Below are 21,185 nucleotides of genomic sequence, written 5' to 3' on the forward strand. Positions count from 1 at the left end.
GGTGCAAATTATTTATACTTCTTTCCTAATTCCCTCACCTTACTAAGCCATTGAGACCGCTGCTCCTCTTTAGAATTCCTGATAATACCTACATAAGTCACTTTCACCGGTTTTACCCCACAGTATTCAAGTATGGATTTTTTAAGCTGATTGACACTGGGTCTGCCAAAAAACAGACGGTAATACCATCCAGGTTGGTCTAATGTGGTAATAATGTGGGCTGTTTTACCTTTTAAAAGCTTGTCCCACCACACAGAATTTTCACGATATTTATAGGCCATTCCCGGTAAAAAAAGACGGTCTATAAATCCTTTCATTATGGCAGGAAATCCTCCCCACCAAACCGGATGTACCCAAACGAGATGATCTGCCCACTGAATAATTTCCCAGGCTTTGATCAGATCCGGCTCAAGCTCCATTCTTTTCTGATATCCAAACTGTAAATTGGGATTAAAGTTGAGATCCCGTATTACGATTTCCCGCACTTCTGCTCCTGTTTCTGAGGCTCCCAACCTGTAAGCTTCTGTTACCCCAAAATTGAAGGAATCTTTATTGGGATGCCCATTGATAATGGCTATTTTTTTCATGATTTCACATTAATATTGATAGAATCGTAGGCATTAAGCTGTTCCATTAATGATAAAGGCTCATGCAGCTGATGGCTGAAATACACCTTGTTTTCATGAGGATTTCTCAACAGTTCTTCGGTGTGCAGAACAGCAGATAAAGCGGTTAATTCTGCCTGTCCTTTTTCACTCTGCAAACTCAGTCTCTTTTGTCCTGACGGATCATCGACTACAATTTCAAAGACCGCCTGATCTCCGTTACCACTGGATCCAAAAATCATTTTTCTTTCTTTTAAAGACAGAATATTGTAGATTCTTAGATATTGAAATGCTCCCAGCAGCCAGGTTATGAATTTTGAATTGTAGGTCATCTTCACACTCACATCGGAAATTCTTTCCACTTTGTTGAGAATATACAGATCCGGCACATCAAAATTATAGGCACTTCTCGGCCCGATTCCATAAGAAAAATTGAAGGTTTCCGTATTAAGAAAATGTCGTATAGAAACCGGTTTATCGTTCTTATAATGCACAAAAGGAACGGCTACATTTTCTGCCATAAAGTGAGCAGAACTCTCGCCTGCAAGATCCTTTACGGAATAATAGACAAACAGTTTTACTTCATCAATATCTCCTGAGTCTGAAAGAATATTAGCCAATCCCGGGACAATTCCGCCCATCCAGCCTGAACTGAAAACAATTCTGCTATTAACATCTGATTTACCGGCGATATCATAAGCCTTCACCAAAGCCGGAGTAGGTTTTGTAATATCAAGATAGTCTATGTGGTGATTAATCGCAAAACGAAGTACATGATCTTCTTTATCATTCACGGAAAGAATGATGAGTTGTATTTTTTTCTCAATGATCACTTTAAAAGAGGAAGGATCTGTGACATCGATTTTCAGGTCTTTATCTGTTTTTCCACCTTTTCTTCCTCCGATAAAAACAGTAAGATGAGGATTTCTTGATTTCAGAATCCGGGAAATTGTTTTACCTACCAATCCATTTCCTCCAATTATCAGAATATTTTGCTCCATAACTTTTTTTGACAAAAGTAGAGCGCTCGCAGTTCAATAAGCAGGACAAATGTCTAAAAAGAAATTTCCTTTCTGATCCGGCTCAGGTGACGTTGCGTAATGCCGAGATAGGAAGACAGGTACTGCAATGGAATGTTTTGAATATAATCAGGATGATTCTTTAACAGTGTTTGATAGCGCTGGGCTGCGCTGTCTCTCTGCAGCTGAAAAAACCGTGATTCCAGTTCAAGATATTCCTGCTCTGCAATGATTTTTAAAAACTTTGTCCAGTTAAGACTGTTCTGAACCAGCTCATCTACCGCATCTTTTTTAAGAATAATCAACTCTGCATCAGTAATAGCCTGCATACTTTCTTTGCTTGGGCATCCGGAAACAAATGAGGAATAGGCAGCGATCATATGATTGGGAAACCGGAAACAATACGTCATATCTTTTCCTTCATCAGAGGTGTAAAAGGAACGAAAGATACCGGACTTCACCAAGCCTACTTCCTTGCAAAGCTCTCCTTCCTGTATGAAATAATCATTTTTGCTGATATGCCTGAATTCGGAATGCTTCAGAAATTCTTCAATTTCATTTTCTGAAAACAGATTAAAGCTTCGAAAATAGTCACGTTCCATGATATCAAATAAGTTTCAGCGAAAATAAATAAAATACTTCTTTGTAAACGCAGCATTTTCATTTTTATAAAATTCTATTTTAAGAAAGCAAAGACGGAGACTATCTCAAAAGTGAAATAATTTGGCTTTTGTCATTGACTATGTCGAATCTTCGACTTCTGACGAAGGAAAAATCTCATTAATAATCAGAATCGTGAGATTCTTCACTACATTCCTGAACTGCGTTCGCAGACTTTCAGTCTGTGTTCAGAATGACACTTTTAGACTTGGGATAGCCTCTTTTTAAGCGAATATATAGTCATACAGATTTCAATTGAAAACAAAAAAATCATCTCAGGACGAGATGATCTACCGTTTTGAATTTACTTGAGTTATTTATGAAGATATGAATGATGTTTGTTGTAACAAAGATAGGTGAACCTTATTTTTTATGCATCAGTGGAATCCCTGTAATTATATCCGTAAAAATACGGTTGTATAAAACGAAAAGCCCTGCAGGAAATACCTTACAGGACTTTTGGATTATCTAACAATATTCAGTTTAATGTTTATCATTCAAGGTTTAAAGTAATGATTGTCACCTGCTTTCACCTTTGAATCTTTATTAAAGAGGGCTTACCAGTTGAAGGAACCATTCTTTAACTTCTCCATCCAGGTGTGGAGCAAGCTTTTCTTCACAAGTTTTATGGTAGTCATTCAGCCATGCGATTTCGCTTTCTGAAAGGATTTCTTTTACCACTGTATCTTTGAAGAACGGGCAGAATGTTAATGTTTCAAATTCATAGAATGTTCCGTGAATTGTTTTTTCTGCTTCTTTTACTGCAATCAGGTTTTCATGACGAATTCCATAATGACCCTCCAGATAGTAACCCGGTTCATTTGAACAAACCATTCCCGGAAGAAGTTCCTGAGGGTTCAGATCTTTTCTGATGTTTTGCGGTCCTTCGTGTACATTCATGAAGCTTCCTACCCCATGTCCTGTACCGTGGTTGAAGTCTTTTCCTTCCATCCATAGCGGTAGTCTTGCAATAGCATCCAGGTGTACTCCTTTTGTTCCTTTCGGGAATTTCACCATAGATAAACGGATCAATCCCTGTAGCACCAATGTTGAATTTCTTTTAAACTCTTCCGAAGGTGTTCCCAGGGCAAAAGTTCTCGTAATATCTGTAGTTCCTTCAAGGTACTGGCCTCCTGAATCTACCAGGATTGTTTCCTCGTTGGTCACTTCTTTGCTTCCTTCTTTTTTGGCAGAATAGTGCATGATAGCACCGTTATCTTTATATCCTACGATAGAACCGAAGCTTTCTCCGACAAAGTTTTCACCTTCTGCACGGAATTCTCTCAGTTTTTGTCCGATAGAATACTCATTCATGGCTTCTTTTCCTGCGTTGTGCGTTAGCCAATAAAGGAATTTCACCATGGCTACTCCGTCTCTTACCATTACTGTTCTGAAACCTTCCAGCTCAGCCTCATTTTTCTGGGCTTTCATAAGATTCCCCGGAACCGGAGCTTTGATAAACTGATTGTCTGATTTTAATGTTTCAAAAATCTGTTGGTTGCTGTTCGGAGAAACCAGAACTTTTTCGTTTTTGAAAGTCTTCAGATAATTGTAAAATTCTTCGTAAGGCATCATTTTCACAAAGGAATCATCCATTTGTTTTCTCGCAGCCACTTCCATCTTTTCTAATCCTGTGAACAGAACAGCGTCGTTTTTAGTAATCACAATGTATCCTAAGAATACAGGATTACTTTCTACATCACTTCCTCTCAGGTTCAGTGTCCACGCTACATCATCAAGACTTGAGATAATGTGTACGGTAGCTTCCTGCTCTTCCATTTTCTGACGGATCGCAGCAATTTTATCGGATACTGATTTACCGGCTCTTTCTACCGGATGCACAAAAATCGGGTTAGCAGATGGAGTTCCTCTGTCTTTCCATACTTCTTTTAAAAGCGGAATATCTGACAGCGTAATATTTTTGGAGTTGAATTTTTGGGAAAGCAGTTCCCAGTTGGCATGAGAGGCTGCAACAGCATTTACTGCCACTTTACCACCTGAAGGAATTTCTGAAATAATCCAATCGATATAATTAGGAGTTCCTTCCATTCCATCTTTGAAAAGATCAATTCCGGAACCTTCCAGCTCTATAGCAGCTTGTGTAAAGTATCTTCCGTCCGTCCAAAGTCCGCCTTTATCTTTGGTAATCACCACAAAACCGGCAGAACCTAAGAAACCTGACAGCCAAGCTCTCTCCTGCCATTCTTCAGGAAGGTATTCGCTCATATGCGGATCTGCAGAATATACTATAAATGCATCAACATTATTTTTCTGCATTTCTTCACGAAGCGCAGCAACTTTTTCCTTTGAAGTCATTCTTTTTATTTTTAACCACCGAAAGTTACAAAAAATTTGATGTCTGAAAGGTAAATCTACCCGCTATTTTACTTTATAATTCTTTATTGTCAAAGAGGTCAGTAAAAAACCAACCACTAAATATATTTCATAAAATACATCATTTTTAAGTAAAAAAAACTACCACATTATCAAAATAATAAATTTTTGGAAAGATTATTGCTACATTTTATTGCATGAAACAGCAAAACTACAATAACCACAGGAAATTTTATCCGCCACATCATTTTATTTATCTTCCATTGCTTATGATATTGGAGATTTTAGGAATTTACAAAATCTGGGATGACCCCGGAAATCAGCTGATCTGGATACTGTTTTCTGTCGTGATTTTTTTGCTTTTTTATCTGGCACTGATGACAAGGCAGCATTATGCGTTGGGACTTCAAAACCGGTTGGTTATACTGGAGTTTAAACAGCGTTATTTCGAAATTTTCAATAAAAGGTCTGATGAAACTGCTGAAAAACTGAAATTCGATCAGATTGCTGCATTGAGATTTACGTATGATGATGAATTCAAAGAGCTTTTATACAGAGCACTTCATGAAAACATCTCAGGAGACGAAATTAAAAGGTCTATCAAAAAATGGAGAGCTGACCGACTCAGAATTTAACACACCTACAAAATATATACCTATGAAAAAATGGAGCTTTTACAGTATTATACTGTTAAGTATACTGACATTAACAAGTTGTGAAGCCGTAGAAACAATTTTTAAGGCAGGAATGTGGTGGGGAATAATCTTAGTCTGTGTGATAGTAGGGATTATTTTACTGATTTTTTCGAGGGGTAAAAACTCTTAACCATGTTTTATGGAGAAGAATACAGATTTGGAAATCATTTCTCACCTTAAGCCTTCAAAAATTGTTAAAATAATGAAGGACCCGGAAGCTTCTGCAAAGGCGGTACATCTTGTATATACCACCGATGCAGAAACCGCCGGAATTACCCGTAAGAAAACCGGAAAGAAATATTCCTATTATAAAGACGGGGAAAAAATAAAGGATAAAGAAGAAATTACCAGAATCAATAAACTGGTCATTCCGCCTGCCTGGGAAAATGTATGGATCTGTGCTCTTGATAACGGCCATCTTCAGGCAACCGGTTTTGATGTAAAAAAAAGAAAACAGTACCGCTATCACCCTCTGTGGAGTGCTTTAAGAAATCATACAAAATTTTACAGAATGCTTCAGTTCGGGTATGCATTACCGGACATCCGTCTGCATATAGAACAGGATCTTGCCCTGAGAAATTTTGAGAAGCGAAAAATCCTTGCCTTAATTGTAAGCCTTATGCAAAGAACCAATATCCGTATCGGGAATAATGTATATGAAAAATTATACGGTTCTTTTGGTCTGACCACATTAAAGGATAAGCATGTAAAGGTAAAAGGACAAAAAATTTCTTTTTCTTTTAAAGGAAAGAAAGGTATCATGCATCAAATCGATCTCAGGAGTCCAAGGTTGGCAAGGCTTATTCAGAAATGCAAGGATATTCCCGGGAAAGAGCTTTTTCAGTATTTTGATGATGAAGGAAACCGTCATTCTGTAGATTCCGGGATGGTGAATGAGTATATCAAAGAGATCAGTGGTGAAGATTTTACAGCAAAGGATTTCAGAACATGGTCCGGAACCGTAAGTGCTCTGATCGCTTTTAAAGAAATCGGGTATGCGGAAAATGACAGTGAATATAAAAAGAAGGTAAAAGAAGCCCTGGATATCGTGGCAGAAAACCTGGGAAATACATCGGCTGTCTGCAGAAAGTATTATGTTCATCCTTTAGTCATCAACCTTTATGAGAATAATACCATCAAAAAATATCTTGATGAACTGGAAGTGATAGAAGAAAATGACGGAAAAGCCGATCTTACAAAAGAGGAAAGACTGGTGCTGAAGATTCTGGAAAATGAAAAGATGTAAGGGAGACCAATCAATAGTGAATGGTAAATTTACTTCGCAGTGAATTTTTTATTCTGAACTTTAGCATCATTGACTATTCACTTACGCAGCAAAAATTGACCATTGACATTACACAAATTCGATTCTTTATATCAAACTGAAATCCTGCTGTTATTCAAAAACTGAATCCTGTATTCCTTTGGGGTAATTCCTGCAATTTTTTTGAAAAAGCTGGGTAAAATGGGATGCGGTATGAAAATTCAGTTCGTAGGCAATCTCTGCAATATCTTTACTGGAATGAAGTAATGCTTTGCTGTAATTGATATCAATCTCATTGATCCATTGTTTTGGAGATTTCTGAGTAACTCCTTTGACACATTTATTCAGATAACTTTCTGTAACAGACAATTTATCGGCATAGAAAGCCACTCTCTTTTCTCCGACATGGTATTTGAACAAAAGATCCCGGAACTGCAGGGACAGCTCCATGGGGCGTGTTGCAGATTTGTGATGGGTATCAGAATCCGTGCTCAGCATTTTGATCAGAATCAAATGAAGCATTGTCACCACTACATCATTGATATTGAGATTATTCAACCATAATTTCTGTTCCATAATCGGGAGAAGCTGTGTGATGGTTCTGTAGGTTAAGCTGTCCAGATTCAGGAAATGTGTCATGCAAAAGATACTGCTTTTATGTTTTGGCAGTTCCTTTTCAGACAGAATATTATTTTCATAAGCAAGGAAGAAACCTTCAATATCTTCTGATAATTCAACAGTTGCGGTAATTGTTCCTTGCTTAATAAAGATCACGCCTCCTTTTTCCGCATGATATTCTTTATTTTCAAGGTACTGTCTGATATGCCCATTGGTAACGAAAATAATAAAATTGAATGTGGTACGATACGGAATCACCGGCATCAGAATACCTTTAAGATAATTTCTCTCCAACTCTTTATTTTCAGTATAGCCCAGTCTGATTTTATCTCCGGCTGTAGGACCTAATATACTGGCGTATTGTTTTCTGTCTACGTGTAAGCTCATCTTAATGATTTTTAAAGTTTAACTCTTCAACTTTTGCAAGGCTTACTTTTTTCTGTTCTTCAGAATCTATCTGTCCATCAACAAGATTATTGAAGTCCATTGTTTTTTTGGTTCCTCCTATTTCTACCAATTCCACTTCTTTTTCTTCCCCCGGCTCAGAACGTACTGCAGTACTTGCTACAATATTCAGTCTCTTTCCGAAAGCTTTTTCCCGGTCAAAGCTCATCGCTTTATTAACTTCAAAAAAATGGAAGTGTGAACCTACCTGAATAGACCTGTCTCCGGTATTGGTTACTTTTATTTTTACAGTTTCTCTGCCTTCATTGCAGATAATTGTTCCTTCTTTTACAAAAATTTCTCCTGGTATCATAATCAGTAGTATTAGCGGATTGGATTGTGTACGGTTACCAGTTTTGTCCCATCCGGGAAGGTTGCTTCAATCTGAACATCGTGGATCATTTCTGAAACGCCTGGCATCACATCTTCTTTGGTCAGAAGGTTGGCTCCTTCCTGCATCAGTTCGGCTACTTTTTTCCCGTCTCTTGCGCCTTCAAGCAGAAAGTGGCTGATCAGAGCGATGGATTCCGGGTAGTTTAATTTAAGGCCTCTTGCCTTTCTTTTCAGAGCGAGTTCGCCTGCCAGAAACAGCATAAGCTTTTCCGTTTCTCTCGGTGTTAAGTGCATAATATTTTTTATTTAAAATTGGACAAACAATATCCGTTTCACCTCTACGTAAAGGCAAACAGAAATGTTCAAAAATGTAAAATGGGAAATGATGTTTTCAGATCTGTATTGACATAAATACAAACCACAACGGATCATTAAAAATTAAGAAAAGGGATTAGCAGCCCGCTACCTGCAGACAGTGATACAGGATATATCTTGGTGACGTAATATAAACGCGGTTTTGAACAGCCGCAACCTGTGTATTGTAAGTGTAACCTGCAAAGAAATAGTGCAGCCAATGCTGTGCAAGTATTGAGTAATCAAATTTTACTTTCTCCCAGTCGTTGGAATCCTGCACATCCTGCACATCCTGCACATCTGAAAAACTATAGAGTTCAGGCTGAGTCTGCTGATCAGATTTCTGCTGTAAAAGATGAATTTTTGAAAGGATATGAGAATATGGCTGAGTTTTCCCTTTATGTGCAAAAAGACCTGCACACAACGCTGAGAAAAATATCACAAAAGAGAAAAATAAGACTCTTTTTTCATACCTGATAATAATGATGTAAAATTAGAACAATCTGATCCTCCGGCTATCAAAAAATTATTTAAAATGTTCAAAATCGCAACAAAAGTGAATTTATATAATTTTAACACTGTAACATAAACCCTTTATTTACAGTCATTAACAGCAATTCTTAAACTATGACAAATGTTCTATTGTCTTAATTCCTACAATTATGACAAAATGGTGTATTTTTTTCTAAAACCTAAAGAATTCTGAAAATAAATCAATATTTAATAAAAATTTATCTCAGAAAAAGCATAAATAATAGTATCAGATCTGTTTTCTGGTTTATCTGACAAAAAAAGACGGCATTTTTTCTTTCCTTATAATTATCGTAAATTTGTATACACATCTTATTAATTTAATAAAATAATAAAACGTAATATGTCAAAAGCAATTTCGCAAGTACCATTAGCGGTAAACGAGCCTGTAAACTCATACGAACCGGGATCTCCGGAAGTTAAAAGCCTTATCGACACTTATAAAAAAATGTGGGCTGAAAAGGTAGAAATCCCAATGATTATCAATGGAAAAGAAGTAAAAACTGAAACAAAAGTACAGCTTCAGTCTCCACAGGATCATGCTCATGATTTCGGATTCTACTACCAGGGTGGTATGCAGCATGTGGATGACGCTATCAACGCGGCATTGGCAGCTAAAAAAGAATGGAATGAACTAGGCTGGGAACAGCGTGCAGCAATTTTCTTAAAGGCAGCCGATCTTTTGGCAGGACCTTACAGAGATGTGATTAATGCAGCAACAATGATCGGGCAGTCTAAAAACGTACACCAGGCTGAAATTGATTCCGCTTGTGAGTTCATCGACTTCTTAAGATTCAATGTAGAGTTCATGACAGAAATGTATGCTGAGCAGCCGGTTTCTGATAACGGAATCTGGAACCGCGTTGAATACAGACCATTAGAAGGATTCTGTTTTGCAGTAACTCCATTCAACTTTACAGCGATTTCCGGAAACCTTCCTACTTGTATGGCCATGTTAGGAAACGTAGTGGTTTGGAAACCTTCTGACAAGCAGGTATATTCTGCAAAAGTAATTATGGATGTATTAACAGAAGCGGGTCTTCCTGCAGGGGTTATCAACATGATCTTTACAGACGGAAAAGAAACTGCTGAGAAAGTTTTGGCTCACCCGGATTTTGCAGGTCTTCACTTCACTGGTTCTACAAAAGTATTCCAGGGAATGTGGAAAATGATCGGTGATAATATCCACAACTACAGAACATATCCAAGAATCGTTGGAGAAACTGGTGGTAAAGACTTCGTTATTGCTCACCCGTCTGCTAACGTGGAAGCTGTAGCTACTGCATTGGTAAGAGGTGCTTTCGAATACCAGGGACAAAAATGTTCTGCAGCTTCAAGAGCTTATATCCCTAAGTCTCTTTGGGCTGATGTGAAAAAAGTAATGGAAGCTCAGATGAGCACTATCAAAATCGGTTCGCCGGAAGATACTTCTAACTTTGTCAATGCTGTAATCGACAAGAATTCTTTCGAAAAATGTAAAGGATATATCGACAGAGCGAACGCTTCAGGTGAAGCTACTGTTGCAATCGGTGGGAAATATGATGATTCTAAAGGATGGTTCGTACACCCAACAGTAATTGAAACTACAAATCCTCATTACGAAAGTATGGTTGAAGAGATCTTCGGACCAATCTTATCGATCTACGTATATGAAGATCAGGACTGGAAAGAGACCCTTAAACTTGTAGATTCAACATCTCCTTATTCATTGACCGGTTCTGTGTTCTCACAAGACCGTTACGCAATCGCTGAAGCTTACAAAGCTTTAGAAAACGCATCAGGTAACTTCTACATCAATGATAAACCAACGGGTGCCGTAGTAGGACAGCAGCCTTTCGGTGGCGGTAGAGCTTCAGGAACAAATGATAAAGCAGGTTCTAAAATGAACCTTCTAAGATGGGTTTCTGTAAGAAGCGTAAAAGAAACTTTTGTTTCTCCTAAAAACTACAAATATCCATACCTGGGATAATTAATAAATAATGAGTAATGGCCAATGAGTAATTTGTTGTCTGTTCCTTGAATACAGCCTCGGAATTTCGGTTTCGGGGCTTTTTTGTGGGGTTTCGGGGTACGAGATTTGAAATACGAGGTGCGGGGTGCGGGATTCGGGTTTGAGAGTTTGAGGGGTTGAGAATATTAGAGTATTTTTGGTAATAAAGTATTTTTTGGACTGCATTAAACATTAAACTCGAATCTCGCATATCCTGTAGCTCGTATCCCGAAACCCGATATCTGCACTAACATCTTTTAACAAACTTTACCTATATTTTACGATTTTCAATGTCCTGTTAGGAATAATTATTGATTTTCTGTTATTATACACCCCAAAATAAAATAATATGAAAAAGTTATTGCTAACAGCTGTCGGAATAGGAATATTTGCAGTGAGCTGTGGAACCAAAGAATCGACAATGTCAACAAGTAGCAGAGATTCAGCAACAGTAGACAGTACCCAAAAAAGTATACCGCCTACAACTACTGATACGATGACTACAAAAAGGACGAATCCTGATACAATCATGATCAAAAGGGATTCTATGGCAACGTCTCCTGTCAAATAACATGTATATACGTTTAATTTAAAATGGAAAATCTGCAGATGAAAGCGCTGCAGATTTTTTTATTGGATAACCATATAAATATGGGATATTGAAATTTTGGCTTGAAAAGACGTTTATTCCATGTTTTTGACTACAGCCGGTGATTATATATTATTTCTAACGGCGGGCTAAAACCCACCCCTATTGAATCCAAAATTTAAAGGAACATCTTTTATCTTTTATCTTTTATCTTTTATCTTTTATCTTTTATCTTTTAATCCTTATATTTGATTAACATCAACAATCAAAATTAACTATTATGAGAAAATTATGGATAGGAGCAGTTCTTGGACTTCTTTTCCTTGGAAGCTGTGCTCAAAACAAAGAAAAAAGAGAGGAATATAAAGATGCTCACAATAAAGATTCCTTAAGAAACAGAATGGGAGATTCTGCTGTAGCGAATTCAATCCCTTCCCCCGATTCTTCAAAAGTAAAAACCGACAGTACGAAAGTTAAATAAAATCACAAATCCACAGACGTCTGTGGATTTGCACTTAAAAAAACTTGACTGAAAAAAAACCGGGCAATCAACCCCGATTATAGGATATGGCAGATATTCTGGTCAGAATATTTCCTTAAAAAGTTAAAAAAATGGGAATGGCAGTTTCTCTTATAATGATCTTAGTTCAAAAATGAAATAAAAGTGATAAGCTGTAACAGAATTGTTGTATACTTTGAAACTGCCACAAAGATATAATAGCAAAGGGTTCCTTTAAAATAATAGGTTGTTCATTTTCGTGAAAATAGCAATATAGAATTGAATAAAATGCCCTTTTTTAATCATTTTCGGGAAAATGACTATTTTTTATCTGACCGGGTTTCACTATCCAGATATTTAATGTAAGCTGATGGAGAATAATCTGTGACCGCCTTGAAGACTGCAGCAAATTTGCTGTGGGAAGAAAATCCGCATTCATCAGCAAGGATACTTATTTTATACTGTCTGTACTTCTCATCATTGATCAGTTTGTCTACAATATAGTTGATTCTTAAACGATTGATATACGTTTTAAAATCTGCATTTTTATGCTGATTGATCACGTAAGAAAGATATTTTGTATTGGTGTTCAATTCTCCGGCGAGAAAAGATAGGGACATGCCTTTATTGTTATAGAGATTACCTTTTTCAAAATCCTCAAGCAGTTCCAGCAGTTTTGATTCTGTTTCCGGGGTCATCAGAGAGTCATTTCTTCTTCGGTCTGTCTCGGAGTCTTTTTCATCAATTTCTTCCACAAAAATATTGGAAAACTCAAAATCACCAGATTGTTTTAAAGGATAGTGTGTCCTGTTACCGATCATGTTCAACTGGGTTCTGATAATATTTCTAAGCTTTGACCGCTGTTTTTTCTGTTTTCTCCTAATAAAAAGAAACAGCCCAACCAATGAAAGGGACAGAATGACAATAGCTGCATTCTTCACTCCATTCATCTGCGTATTTTTTTTCGTAGCTTTTCCTTTGGGATTTTCAAAATCTTTTATGGCAAAACTCTGGTTGCGCGCTGCAATACTGTCATAGGCACGTACATATTTTACCGCATATAAAGAAGCCTTGAAATTGTCCCCAACTCCTTCATAATAATCATTAATATTGGAATAAACTGCTTTTTTAAGTTTAAGACTTCGGGAAGTATCGGCAATTTTTTCTGCTTTTTTAAGATACAGTTCAGCATCTTTCCAGTTTTTCTGCTTCAAACGGATTCCTCCCAGGCCATTATAAACTAATCCCAGCGTACAGCTTCCTTTCTTTAGCAATCCTTCCGCTTTTCGATAGTAATCTTCAGAGACAGAATAATTATTGAGCTTGAAATAGACATCTCCCAATAGTTGATAAGATGCCGCTGCGGTTCTGTTTTCATTATAACTATTGATCTTTTCAAAATATTTCAGGGAGGATTCGATATGTTGTATGGCGTTAGGATAATTCCCCATCTCCATTTCATAAAAAGCCATTTCCTGATTCAGCAGTCCTGCGGCTTCATTACTTTTCTGAAAATCGGTGATCCGGGCTGAAGCCTCCAGTCCTTTTATAATATATTTTTTGGATCTTTCGTATAACCCTACCTGTCTATATTGTCTCGCAAGTAATCGGGTTACTACAGCCATCCATTCAGGATCATTAGTCAGATTGATTACCGAATGGGCATTTTCACTGTAACAGATTGCTTTTTTAAGTTCACCGGCATGATGGTACAGCTCTGAAGAAAGGATAAGACATTTTATTTTCTCTGATGGCTTTTGTGCCTTCATATAGAGGGAATCTGCTGTTTTGATGGCTTTGGGTAAATCTTTATAGGCTGTAACAGAAGAAGTCCTTTCACAGATAAGATCAAAGCTATTTTTTTTCTGGGCAAATATGGGAATTGCTGTTGCCAGCAAAAACAAAAATTTCAAAAGACTTTTAGGCATAGAAAAACAAATTATTATTTTCATTTTATAATAATTCATCATTGATTTCACGGAGTGTCTTTTTGTTTTTTACAAAACTAGTGATATTTTATTTTTTATTAAAACATTATATTGAAATTTAATCATTTAACCAAAAACACCAATTTACATTAATTTTAATAATAAGACAGAAATAATATATGGTTTTCTTTAATATAAACTGATTTCTGTTTTAAAACCAAAATTCCTGTATAATTATTTTTAATATGGACGGCTCAGGTGTCTTCATATTTATTACATTTGCAGGGAATAAAAAGTTTTTATGAAAAAAATAGCCATACTTTCCTCAATCTTTATAGGAGTCCTTGCATGGGCACAGGGAATTAAATTTGAAGAAGGCAATTTTGCCTCCATTCTTGCCAAAGCAAAAAAAGAAAAAAAACTGGTCTTCATTGATGCATATGCTTCATGGTGCGGACCTTGTAAACTGATGGTTAAAAATATTTTCCCGCTTCAGTCTGTAGGCGATTACTATAATTCCCACTTTATCAATGCGAAAATTGATATGGAAAAAGGAGAAGGAATTGAGCTGGCCAAAAAATATAATGTAAAAGCATTTCCTACTTACCTGTTTATCGACGGAAACGGTGAAGCTGTGCACAGAACTTTAGGATATGTGGAAGAAAAAGACTTTATCCAGTTTGCGAAAGACGCTGAAGATCCCAATAAAAGACTAACCTCTTTGAAGCAGCAGTTTGAAAAGGGAGAAAAAAATCCTGAGTTTTTAAAGAATCTTGCCGGACTTACCATGTATAATGACGCCGAGTTTGCCGGAAAAGTTCTTAACCGTTACTTTCAGCAGAAAACAATTTTAGATCAGGAAGATATCCAAATGCTTCTTTCAGGAGTACAGACTACAGACAGTCCTTTATACAAAATTTTCCAGGATAAAAAAGCTGATATCGTTAAGTTCTTCCCGGAAGATAAATATGAAAAGTTTGAGAAAAATATCAAGCTGAATACTATTTCTAAAAAAGCTTATAATCCGGATACTAAAAAATGGGATGACAGCTATTTTATGGCCGAAGCACAGAAATTTCTAAGCAAAGAAGAGGCTGACAAGATCTTAAAAAGAATGAAAGCTAACAGAGCTTTAAAGAATAAAGATATTCCTGAGTATGAAAAGCTGATCCTTGATATCTACAAAGATTATTCTGCAGCAGGTTCTGAAGAACTGAACTCTCTTGCATGGAACTTCTTTGAGAATGTGAGCAATAAAGCTTCTCTGGAAAAAGCCATTGCATGGGCACAGGAATCTGTAAAGAAAGACCAGAACTTTGCCAATACAGATACTTTAGCCAATCTTTACAATAAGGTAGGTGATAAGAAAAATGCAAAAATATGGGCTGAAAAGTCTATTGAACTGGCCAAAAGTACAGGACAGGATTCTACAGACACGGAAAAATTACTGAAAAGTCTTTAATTGATTAAGGTCTATCATAAAAAAACGCAGAACAGAGTTCTGCGTTTTTTTATGATGTATAAAACCACCCCGTCAAAAATCCTTTGAATTTCCGCCCCCTTCCAAAATATAGAAATTGAGCACTTGAGTTGTGGTATAATTGAAAATAAAGCTTCTCTTAGTATTCAAACAGAACACTGCCCCAGGTAAATCCGCTTCCGAAAGCAGAAAGAAGGACAAGGTCGCCTCTTTTTATTTTTCCCTGCTCAATTGCTTCGCTTAAAGCAATCGGAATAGAAGCTGCTGTTGTGTTTCCGTATCTCTGGATGTTGTTGAAGACTTTCTCATCCGGTAATCCGAATTTTTCCTGTACAAACTGGGCAATTCTCAGATTCGCCTGGTGCGGAATAAACATATCAAGATCTTCAACCGTCTTTCCGGCTTTGTTCAAAGCTTCCATCATGGTTTCGGGGAATCTTGTTACCGCATGCTTGAATACGAAGTTTCCGTTCATGATCGGATATACTTCTTTGTTCGTTACATTTTCAGGATCTTTTCTCATTCTGTCGCTCCATCCGAATTTTGAACCCGGGAACTGGGTACAAAGATCGTCAGCATATTTTCCTTCAGAATGCATATTCATCGCTAAAATATCTCCTGCATTTTCATCTTCTGATGCAGAAAGAACAATGGCTCCTGCCCCGTCTCCAAAAATAACAGACACACCTCTTCCCTCATCAGAAAAGTCCAATCCGAAAGAATGAACTTCTGCTCCTACCACAAGAATATTTTTATAAGTACCGGATTTGATGAATGCATTAGCCACACTCATAGAATATACAAATCCTGAACATTGATTTCTTACATCCAATGCTCCGATCGTATCACATCCCAGCATGTCCTGAAGCAGGACACCACATCCCGGAAAATAATAATCCGGTGAAAGCGTTGCAAAAACAATGTAATCAATATCTTTTGAGGTAAGACCTGCATTGAGGATGGCTTTTTCTGCAGCTTTAAAACCTAGATAAGCGCTGGTTTCCTGAGAGTCATATCTGTTTTTTCTGTGTCTTCTTTCCTTGATACCTGTTCTTTCCGTAATCCATTCGTCATTGGTAGTCATTAGTTTTGCTAAATCATCATTGGTAACAACGTTATCTGGAACATAAAATCCCACCCCTTTTATGGTACTTTTAATCATATAGTTTTTTAATTTTGGCAAAGATAAAACTTATTTAACACATAGTTTTTCAAAATATTAGTATTTTTACTTTATGCCAATTGATACGATATACAGAACCTCCCAGTGCGAATGGGTAGATGTAGAGGCTCCTACTTTAGAAGACCTGAAATTTCTTCATGAAAGATATGAAATCAACAACCTTCTTCTGGAAGATACGATGGACCCTAATCACCTTCCGAAATATGAAGAAGACGGAAATGTAAAATTCTTTTTACTCCGTGAAAGTACAGAGCTGGAAAGAAAGAATTTGAATACCATCAGTGATATCAGTACCAAGATTGGGATTTTTCTGGTTGAAAATACCATTATTACCATCCACAGGATGAAAACCAGGAGTATCACAGAGACCAAGAAAAATGTATCTATGATTCAGGAAGATGTTACTCCTCAGCAAATCACCCTTATGATTGCTATCCTGATTATGAAAAGTTTTGACGATGAATCTTTAAGTCTGTTCGAAACGATGGACAATATAGAGAATGAAATTTTTCTTAAAAACACGAATCATACGAGCCAGATCCGCCGTCTCTACAAACTGAAACGAAAATCGGGCTTGAATTCCCGCGTGCTGGTAATCTCTACGGATGCTATTGATAAATTTAAACTACTGAATTTACAGGACTCAGAAATTGTCGATTTGAAAGATAAACATAAGGATGTCGTTGCCGATTTTGATCATTTAAACATTCAGATTACCAACCTTATTTCCATGTTCCTGGCACTTTCGGACCAAAAAGCCAACCAGGTGATGAAGGTGTTGGCCATTTATTCTGTTTACTTTTTACCGATCACTTTCATTGCCGGGGTATATGGGATGAATTTCGATAATATGCCTGAGCTTCATCATAAGTATGGATATTTTGTAACATTGGGAGCGATGGCTACGGTTGTGATCAGTACATTTATTTATGTAAGGCGAAAACAGTGGTGATTCATTTTTATAACAATACAAAGGCACAAAGATTTTGATCATCTAATTGATGATCTTTGTCTTTTACCGGCACATCCTCAAAACAAAATACCATGACTACCGAAAACCTCAACAAAATTCTGGAAGATCCCTCTCTTTCACAGGCATCCAAAGATAAATTGCTTGCCTTACACGGGAATATAGCTGCCAAAGAATTCTCTGATCTTCTGGATCAGTCCGGTAATCAGTATATAGAGTTTGTACAGGAAGGTGGCGGTGTATGGGGAAGCGCACTGGTAGGCTATCTTTATGGTCTGGAAATATTCGGAATCCGTTTTCTGAAAGTAGCAGGAACGAGTGCCGGAGCTATTAACACCATGCTTATCGCAGCCTGCAAAACCAAAGAAGAGCCTAAAAGTGAGCTGATTAAGGATATTCTTTTCAGCTGGAATTTTGCAGATTTTATGGATGGGAAAACGTATGTAAAGACGACCCTTCATGCAATGCTGAACAACAAAGATTTTTTTAAGATCAATGCCATCATTGCGGTCATTCTTTTCATTATTCTGCTGAGCATTCCTTTTCTGGCTCCTCCCACAACCATACTGAACGCCAAACTAATGTTCCTGATTCCATTGATTCCGGCTGTCATTCTCTTTTTCTGTATTAAAAAGCTTTATAATAATTTCAGAAAGGAAAACAGCGGACTGAATCCCGGAAATGTTTTTCAGAATACCATGCAGAATGCGCTGGCCCAATTTGGAATACAAACAGTTGCCGATCTCAATAAAAAATTCATTCAGAAAGAAAAAGGCCTCAATCTCAGCTACCGTTATGGGAACGGGCAGGAATATTATCAGATAGCTTTGCAAAGCATCGAAAAGATTAGAATAAAAAATCAGGAACACATTGACCAGACCCGATACAGAATTTTCTATGAAAGTGCCGTCAATAATGATTATTATAAAAACAATCCGTTTTATCTTCTTACCTCAGAATATGTGGTTATTACCACTGATATCAATGCTAAAATTAAGGTAGAACTTCCTACGATGGCCAATCTCTACTGGTCCGAAGAGGAACTGAAACACATCAGTCCGGCTGAATTTGCAAGAGCCTCTATGGCGGTACCCTTTTTCTTTGAACCTTTCCAGAAACAAATTAACACAAACGATGATTCTGTAAAATATGCCTGGAGGTATTGGATGAATACCCAACCTGAAAATATAAACCCAGCAGGAGTTTTCATTGATGGCGGCAGTATCTCCAACTTCCCTATTGACCTTTTTCACGCTGATGAAGTTTTTTATCCGAGAATGCCTCTTTTTGGGGTACAGCTAACCAGTGATTCTGCCATTCTTTCTGAAAAGGGAAAAACCAGTGAAGAAATCCTTAAAACACCGTTCAGCTACGCAGGAAATATCATCAGCACTCTGAAAGGGTTTAACGATAAGACATTCCTTACCAAACATACTTTTTATAAGCTATACAGTATACAAACCGTTAACTGCGGCACCAGCAGTTGGCTGAATTTCTTTATGAAAAGAGAAGAAAAGGAAGAACTCTTCAACAGAGGTTTTCAGGCTGCCCTTGATTTTCTCAACACATTTGATTGGGAAAAGTACAAATATGAAAGAATGATGCTTACGATGAAGGAGAAAAAAATACTCAAAGAAGAGGATACTCCTACGGTGGGGTAAGGGTTTTGAAGTATTTTTTGTAGGTGTAAATCTTTTTGAATACATACAAAAGTAAGCTGAACCTGTTTTAATTCAAGTTCAACTTTACTTTCATTCAGTTATAAATTGTCCAGAAACTCCAGATACATCGGAACACTTCTGTTGATCCATTCATCGGAAGAATCTCTTTCAATTCCATAATACACGAATGGTTCTTTATAATCGGCTTTTATATAATCGAAAGTCAGTTCATAAGGTCGGAAAAGTTCATTCATCGTGTATTTATATTCCCCTGTTTCAGAATATCCATCTTCATCTATTCCTGCGGTAACAGCCAGTGTCATTTTCTTTCCGGCCAGTTTGAAACCGCTGTTGCTTCCATACGCCCAGCCGTATAAAACCACTTCATCCAGCCATTGTTTTAAAAGCGGCGGGCTGCTGAACCAGTAAAAAGGAAACTGAAATACAATCTTGTCATACGATTCCATCAGCTTCTGCTCTTCTGCCACATTGATTTTTCCATCAGGATAAGCTTCGTACAGTTGATGAACCACATATTTTTCAGGATATTTTTTTAACTCGTCGATCCATTTTTTATTGATCACTGATTTTTCAATATCAGGATGCGTCACAATCACTAATGTTTTCATTATGTCTAAATTTCTATCACAAAATTACAACACGTTACTTACATTTCGTACATTAGCAACCAATTGTATGGTACTATAAAAAATGTAAGTAATGACTAAAATAAAGGAAACCTCAACCAATTTTGCCAATAAAAAAGCACTTGCTGATGAATGTCCAGAAATCTATGCTTCCAATATTATCGGAGGGCAGTGGGCATTAGCCATATGCTGTTATCTGATCAATGGAAAAATGAGATTTGGAGAACTTAGAAAAAAGCTTCAGAACATTACCGAGCGTATGCTCACCCTTCAGCTTCGCAGGCTGGAAGAGGATAAAATCATTACCAGAACAGTCTATGCAGAAGTTCCTCCAAGGGTAGAATATGAGCTTACAGAAATCGGTTATAAGCTGAAGCCCATCATTCTTGAGTTTGAAAAATGGGGTAACGAACATAAACAGATTATGGAAAAGAAATAAAAAGGTTGGGTTAAAAGGTTTTGCAAAGATCTTACACTCAACGGAGACAGGCACATAAAAATGATCTGATCAATTCAATAGAAATGGGCTTGAGCCAGAACTTGAAATCCTAGCAACCAGCTGACATATAAAATGGACTTTCTTTTTCTATTCTTAATTTTCGGAAGCTGGATTCCTACGGAATGACACAGTGTATACATAATATCAAACAGTTCTATAGGTCATTCCGTAGGAATCCAGGCTTATTAATTGAAAGAATAATCGTGTACTACTTTCCCTCAGTCTCTTTCCACAAAGGCTTTTGAGCCAATACTTTCGAGTGTACAGGACAGGTTTCATGATGGGCTCCTTTCAGATATCCGGTACTCATAAGAAATTCGTTGACAATTTCTCCACCTGTAAATTTGAATGTTTTTTTGAATAATTTCATCCATTCCTGCAATGTCATAGGATGATGGTGCTCCAGCCATTTTTCAAAGGAACCAAATTCTTTTTGTAATTCAATGATTGTTTTCGCATTTTCAATGGCAGCATTGACCTTTAATTTATTTCTGATAATTCCAGGGTCACTCAACAGCCTTTCACGGTCTTCTTCTGTATAAGCTGCTATTTTCTGAATATCAAATTGGTCATAAGCTTTTCTGAAACTGTCTTCTTTTTTCAGAACCGTTTCCCAGCTTAGTCCTGCCTGATTAATTTCCAGAATCAGTCTTCCGAACAATTCATTATCATCGTGAATGGGAAACCCATAATAGTTGTCATGATAATTTTTGTGCAGTTCTTTTCTGCTTTCAGGCTGCATTCCTTCTATTGCTAAACAGTAACTCATTTCAGTATATTTTCTATTTTGTAAAACTTTCAGACTGTAAAGATAAAGCGGGATTGTGACAACTGTCCGTCAGTAGTGTTTTTTATTTTTAAATTTTAATAGCACAAATTTTT

At 37.0% G+C, this 21,185-nt stretch carries 21 protein-coding genes; 9 read left to right on the forward strand and 12 right to left on the reverse strand.

Features of this window, described 5'->3' with window-relative positions; all coding sequences use genetic code 11:
• Positions 1-8: 8 nt before the first annotated feature.
• From DEU40_RS19625 to DEU40_RS19640, 4 genes are all read right to left on the reverse strand, one after another.
• Positions 9-587, reverse strand: coding sequence for an NAD(P)H-dependent oxidoreductase (locus DEU40_RS19625; RefSeq protein ID WP_110011418.1), 579 nt, complete (start codon positions 585-587; stop codon positions 9-11).
• Positions 584-1,606 (reverse strand): saccharopine dehydrogenase, encoded by a 1,023-nt coding sequence (locus DEU40_RS19630; protein WP_110011419.1) that lies wholly within the window; start codon positions 1,604-1,606, stop codon positions 584-586. Before DEU40_RS19630 ends, DEU40_RS19625 begins: the two co-directional genes overlap by 4 nt.
• Positions 1,607-1,659: 53 nt before the next feature.
• Positions 1,660-2,226: a Crp/Fnr family transcriptional regulator gene (locus tag DEU40_RS19635; protein ID WP_110011420.1), complete on the reverse strand. Its 567-nt coding sequence runs from the start codon at positions 2,224-2,226 to the stop codon at positions 1,660-1,662.
• A 604-nt stretch (positions 2,227-2,830) separates the two neighbouring features.
• On the reverse strand, positions 2,831-4,600 hold the full coding sequence (locus DEU40_RS19640) for an aminopeptidase P family protein (protein WP_110011421.1): 1,770 nt from the start codon (positions 4,598-4,600) through the stop codon (positions 2,831-2,833).
• Between the two features lie 215 nt (positions 4,601-4,815).
• Between DEU40_RS19640 and DEU40_RS19645 the strand changes: the two genes are divergently transcribed.
• Positions 4,816-5,253 carry a DUF6526 family protein gene (locus tag DEU40_RS19645; protein WP_110011422.1) on the forward strand — a complete coding sequence of 146 codons (438 nt, stop codon included), beginning with the start codon at positions 4,816-4,818 and terminating at the stop codon, positions 5,251-5,253.
• Positions 5,254-5,452: 199 nt separating this feature from the next.
• A complete protein-coding gene (locus DEU40_RS19655) occupies positions 5,453-6,559 on the forward strand; it encodes a DNA topoisomerase IB (protein ID WP_110011424.1) in 1,107 nt (368 codons plus the stop codon).
• A 150-nt stretch (positions 6,560-6,709) separates the two neighbouring features.
• On the opposite strand, the gene DEU40_RS19660 is transcribed toward DEU40_RS19655, so the two are convergent.
• From DEU40_RS19660 to DEU40_RS19675, 4 genes are all read right to left on the reverse strand, one after another.
• On the reverse strand, positions 6,710-7,582 hold the full coding sequence (locus DEU40_RS19660) for a helix-turn-helix domain-containing protein (protein WP_110011425.1): 873 nt from the start codon (positions 7,580-7,582) through the stop codon (positions 6,710-6,712).
• A gap of 1 nt (position 7,583) precedes the next feature.
• Positions 7,584-7,952, reverse strand: coding sequence for an urease subunit beta (gene ureB / locus DEU40_RS19665; protein ID WP_110011426.1), 369 nt, complete (start codon positions 7,950-7,952; stop codon positions 7,584-7,586).
• An 11-nt stretch (positions 7,953-7,963) separates the two neighbouring features.
• A complete protein-coding gene (gene ureA / locus DEU40_RS19670; protein ID WP_034697260.1) occupies positions 7,964-8,266 on the reverse strand; it encodes an urease subunit gamma in 303 nt (100 codons plus the stop codon).
• A 157-nt stretch (positions 8,267-8,423) separates the two neighbouring features.
• Complete coding sequence (locus tag DEU40_RS19675) at positions 8,424-8,768, reverse strand: hypothetical protein (RefSeq protein WP_137905260.1); 345 nt, start codon at positions 8,766-8,768, stop codon at positions 8,424-8,426.
• 432 nt (positions 8,769-9,200) lie between these two features.
• Between DEU40_RS19675 and pruA the strand changes: the two genes are divergently transcribed.
• From pruA to DEU40_RS19690, 3 genes are all read left to right on the forward strand, one after another.
• Positions 9,201-10,826 carry an L-glutamate gamma-semialdehyde dehydrogenase gene (gene pruA, locus DEU40_RS19680; protein WP_110011428.1) on the forward strand — a complete coding sequence of 542 codons (1,626 nt, stop codon included), beginning with the start codon at positions 9,201-9,203 and terminating at the stop codon, positions 10,824-10,826.
• A gap of 370 nt (positions 10,827-11,196) precedes the next feature.
• Positions 11,197-11,418 carry a cytochrome C551 gene (locus tag DEU40_RS19685; RefSeq protein WP_110011429.1) on the forward strand — a complete coding sequence of 74 codons (222 nt, stop codon included), beginning with the start codon at positions 11,197-11,199 and terminating at the stop codon, positions 11,416-11,418.
• Between the two features lie 298 nt (positions 11,419-11,716).
• Positions 11,717-11,917 (forward strand): hypothetical protein, encoded by a 201-nt coding sequence (locus DEU40_RS19690; protein WP_110011430.1) that lies wholly within the window; start codon positions 11,717-11,719, stop codon positions 11,915-11,917.
• A 338-nt stretch (positions 11,918-12,255) separates the two neighbouring features.
• Here DEU40_RS19690 and DEU40_RS19695 read toward each other — a convergent pair whose 3' ends face one another.
• On the reverse strand, positions 12,256-13,887 hold the full coding sequence (locus DEU40_RS19695) for an AraC family transcriptional regulator (RefSeq protein ID WP_181398008.1): 1,632 nt from the start codon (positions 13,885-13,887) through the stop codon (positions 12,256-12,258).
• Positions 13,888-14,164: 277 nt separating this feature from the next.
• On the opposite strand from DEU40_RS19695, the gene DEU40_RS19700 reads away from it, so the two are divergent.
• A complete protein-coding gene (locus DEU40_RS19700; RefSeq protein ID WP_110011432.1) occupies positions 14,165-15,325 on the forward strand; it encodes a thioredoxin family protein in 1,161 nt (386 codons plus the stop codon).
• A 157-nt stretch (positions 15,326-15,482) separates the two neighbouring features.
• Here DEU40_RS19700 and DEU40_RS19705 read toward each other — a convergent pair whose 3' ends face one another.
• Positions 15,483-16,505 (reverse strand): 3-oxoacyl-ACP synthase III family protein, encoded by a 1,023-nt coding sequence (locus tag DEU40_RS19705; RefSeq protein WP_110011433.1) that lies wholly within the window; start codon positions 16,503-16,505, stop codon positions 15,483-15,485.
• Between the two features lie 73 nt (positions 16,506-16,578).
• Between DEU40_RS19705 and DEU40_RS19710 the strand changes: the two genes are divergently transcribed.
• Both DEU40_RS19710 and DEU40_RS19715 read left to right on the forward strand, forming a co-directional pair.
• A complete protein-coding gene (locus tag DEU40_RS19710) occupies positions 16,579-17,478 on the forward strand; it encodes a CorA family divalent cation transporter (protein WP_110011434.1) in 900 nt (299 codons plus the stop codon).
• A gap of 92 nt (positions 17,479-17,570) precedes the next feature.
• The gene (locus DEU40_RS19715) at positions 17,571-19,157 is read left to right on the forward strand and encodes a patatin-like phospholipase family protein (protein ID WP_110011435.1); all 1,587 of its coding nucleotides are present in this window, start codon (positions 17,571-17,573) and stop codon (positions 19,155-19,157) included.
• A gap of 98 nt (positions 19,158-19,255) precedes the next feature.
• Here DEU40_RS19715 and DEU40_RS19720 read toward each other — a convergent pair whose 3' ends face one another.
• Positions 19,256-19,786, reverse strand: a complete 531-nt coding sequence (locus tag DEU40_RS19720) for an NAD(P)H-dependent oxidoreductase (RefSeq protein WP_110011436.1) — start codon at positions 19,784-19,786, stop codon at positions 19,256-19,258.
• Positions 19,787-19,877: 91 nt separating this feature from the next.
• On the opposite strand from DEU40_RS19720, the gene DEU40_RS19725 reads away from it, so the two are divergent.
• Positions 19,878-20,243, forward strand: coding sequence for a winged helix-turn-helix transcriptional regulator (locus tag DEU40_RS19725; RefSeq protein ID WP_110011437.1), 366 nt, complete (start codon positions 19,878-19,880; stop codon positions 20,241-20,243).
• Positions 20,244-20,511: 268 nt separating this feature from the next.
• Here the strand turns inward: DEU40_RS19725 and DEU40_RS19730 are convergent, their stop codons facing one another.
• On the reverse strand, positions 20,512-21,072 hold the full coding sequence (locus DEU40_RS19730; protein WP_110011438.1) for a DNA-3-methyladenine glycosylase I: 561 nt from the start codon (positions 21,070-21,072) through the stop codon (positions 20,512-20,514).
• Between the last annotated feature and the right edge of the window lie 113 nt (positions 21,073-21,185).

The sequence above is a fragment of the Chryseobacterium sp. AG844 genome (assembly GCF_003182335.1).
GTDB classification, from domain to species: Bacteria; Bacteroidota; Bacteroidia; order Flavobacteriales; family Weeksellaceae; genus Chryseobacterium; species Chryseobacterium cupriresistens.

Coding starts and splice junctions, on each gene's coding strand:
- DEU40_RS19625 (WP_110011418.1), bottom strand. CDS start 587: ATGAAAAAAATAGCCATTATCAATGGGCATCCCAATAAAGATTCCTTC.
- DEU40_RS19630 (WP_110011419.1), bottom strand. CDS start 1,606: ATGGAGCAAAATATTCTGATAATTGGAGGAAATGGATTGGTAGGTAAA.
- DEU40_RS19635 (WP_110011420.1), bottom strand. CDS start 2,226: ATGGAACGTGACTATTTTCGAAGCTTTAATCTGTTTTCAGAAAATGAA.
- DEU40_RS19640 (WP_110011421.1), bottom strand. CDS start 4,600: ATGACTTCAAAGGAAAAAGTTGCTGCGCTTCGTGAAGAAATGCAGAAA.
- DEU40_RS19645 (WP_110011422.1), top strand. CDS start 4,816: ATGAAACAGCAAAACTACAATAACCACAGGAAATTTTATCCGCCACAT.
- DEU40_RS19655 (WP_110011424.1), top strand. CDS start 5,453: ATGGAGAAGAATACAGATTTGGAAATCATTTCTCACCTTAAGCCTTCA.
- DEU40_RS19660 (WP_110011425.1), bottom strand. CDS start 7,582: ATGAGCTTACACGTAGACAGAAAACAATACGCCAGTATATTAGGTCCT.
- ureB (WP_110011426.1), bottom strand. CDS start 7,952: ATGATACCAGGAGAAATTTTTGTAAAAGAAGGAACAATTATCTGCAAT.
- ureA (WP_034697260.1), bottom strand. CDS start 8,266: ATGCACTTAACACCGAGAGAAACGGAAAAGCTTATGCTGTTTCTGGCA.
- pruA (WP_110011428.1), top strand. CDS start 9,201: ATGTCAAAAGCAATTTCGCAAGTACCATTAGCGGTAAACGAGCCTGTA.
- DEU40_RS19685 (WP_110011429.1), top strand. CDS start 11,197: ATGAAAAAGTTATTGCTAACAGCTGTCGGAATAGGAATATTTGCAGTG.
- DEU40_RS19690 (WP_110011430.1), top strand. CDS start 11,717: ATGAGAAAATTATGGATAGGAGCAGTTCTTGGACTTCTTTTCCTTGGA.
- DEU40_RS19695 (WP_181398008.1), bottom strand. CDS start 13,887: ATGAAAATAATAATTTGTTTTTCTATGCCTAAAAGTCTTTTGAAATTT.
- DEU40_RS19700 (WP_110011432.1), top strand. CDS start 14,165: ATGAAAAAAATAGCCATACTTTCCTCAATCTTTATAGGAGTCCTTGCA.
- DEU40_RS19705 (WP_110011433.1), bottom strand. CDS start 16,505: ATGATTAAAAGTACCATAAAAGGGGTGGGATTTTATGTTCCAGATAAC.
- DEU40_RS19710 (WP_110011434.1), top strand. CDS start 16,579: ATGCCAATTGATACGATATACAGAACCTCCCAGTGCGAATGGGTAGAT.
- DEU40_RS19715 (WP_110011435.1), top strand. CDS start 17,571: ATGACTACCGAAAACCTCAACAAAATTCTGGAAGATCCCTCTCTTTCA.
- DEU40_RS19720 (WP_110011436.1), bottom strand. CDS start 19,786: ATGAAAACATTAGTGATTGTGACGCATCCTGATATTGAAAAATCAGTG.
- DEU40_RS19725 (WP_110011437.1), top strand. CDS start 19,878: ATGACTAAAATAAAGGAAACCTCAACCAATTTTGCCAATAAAAAAGCA.
- DEU40_RS19730 (WP_110011438.1), bottom strand. CDS start 21,072: ATGAGTTACTGTTTAGCAATAGAAGGAATGCAGCCTGAAAGCAGAAAA.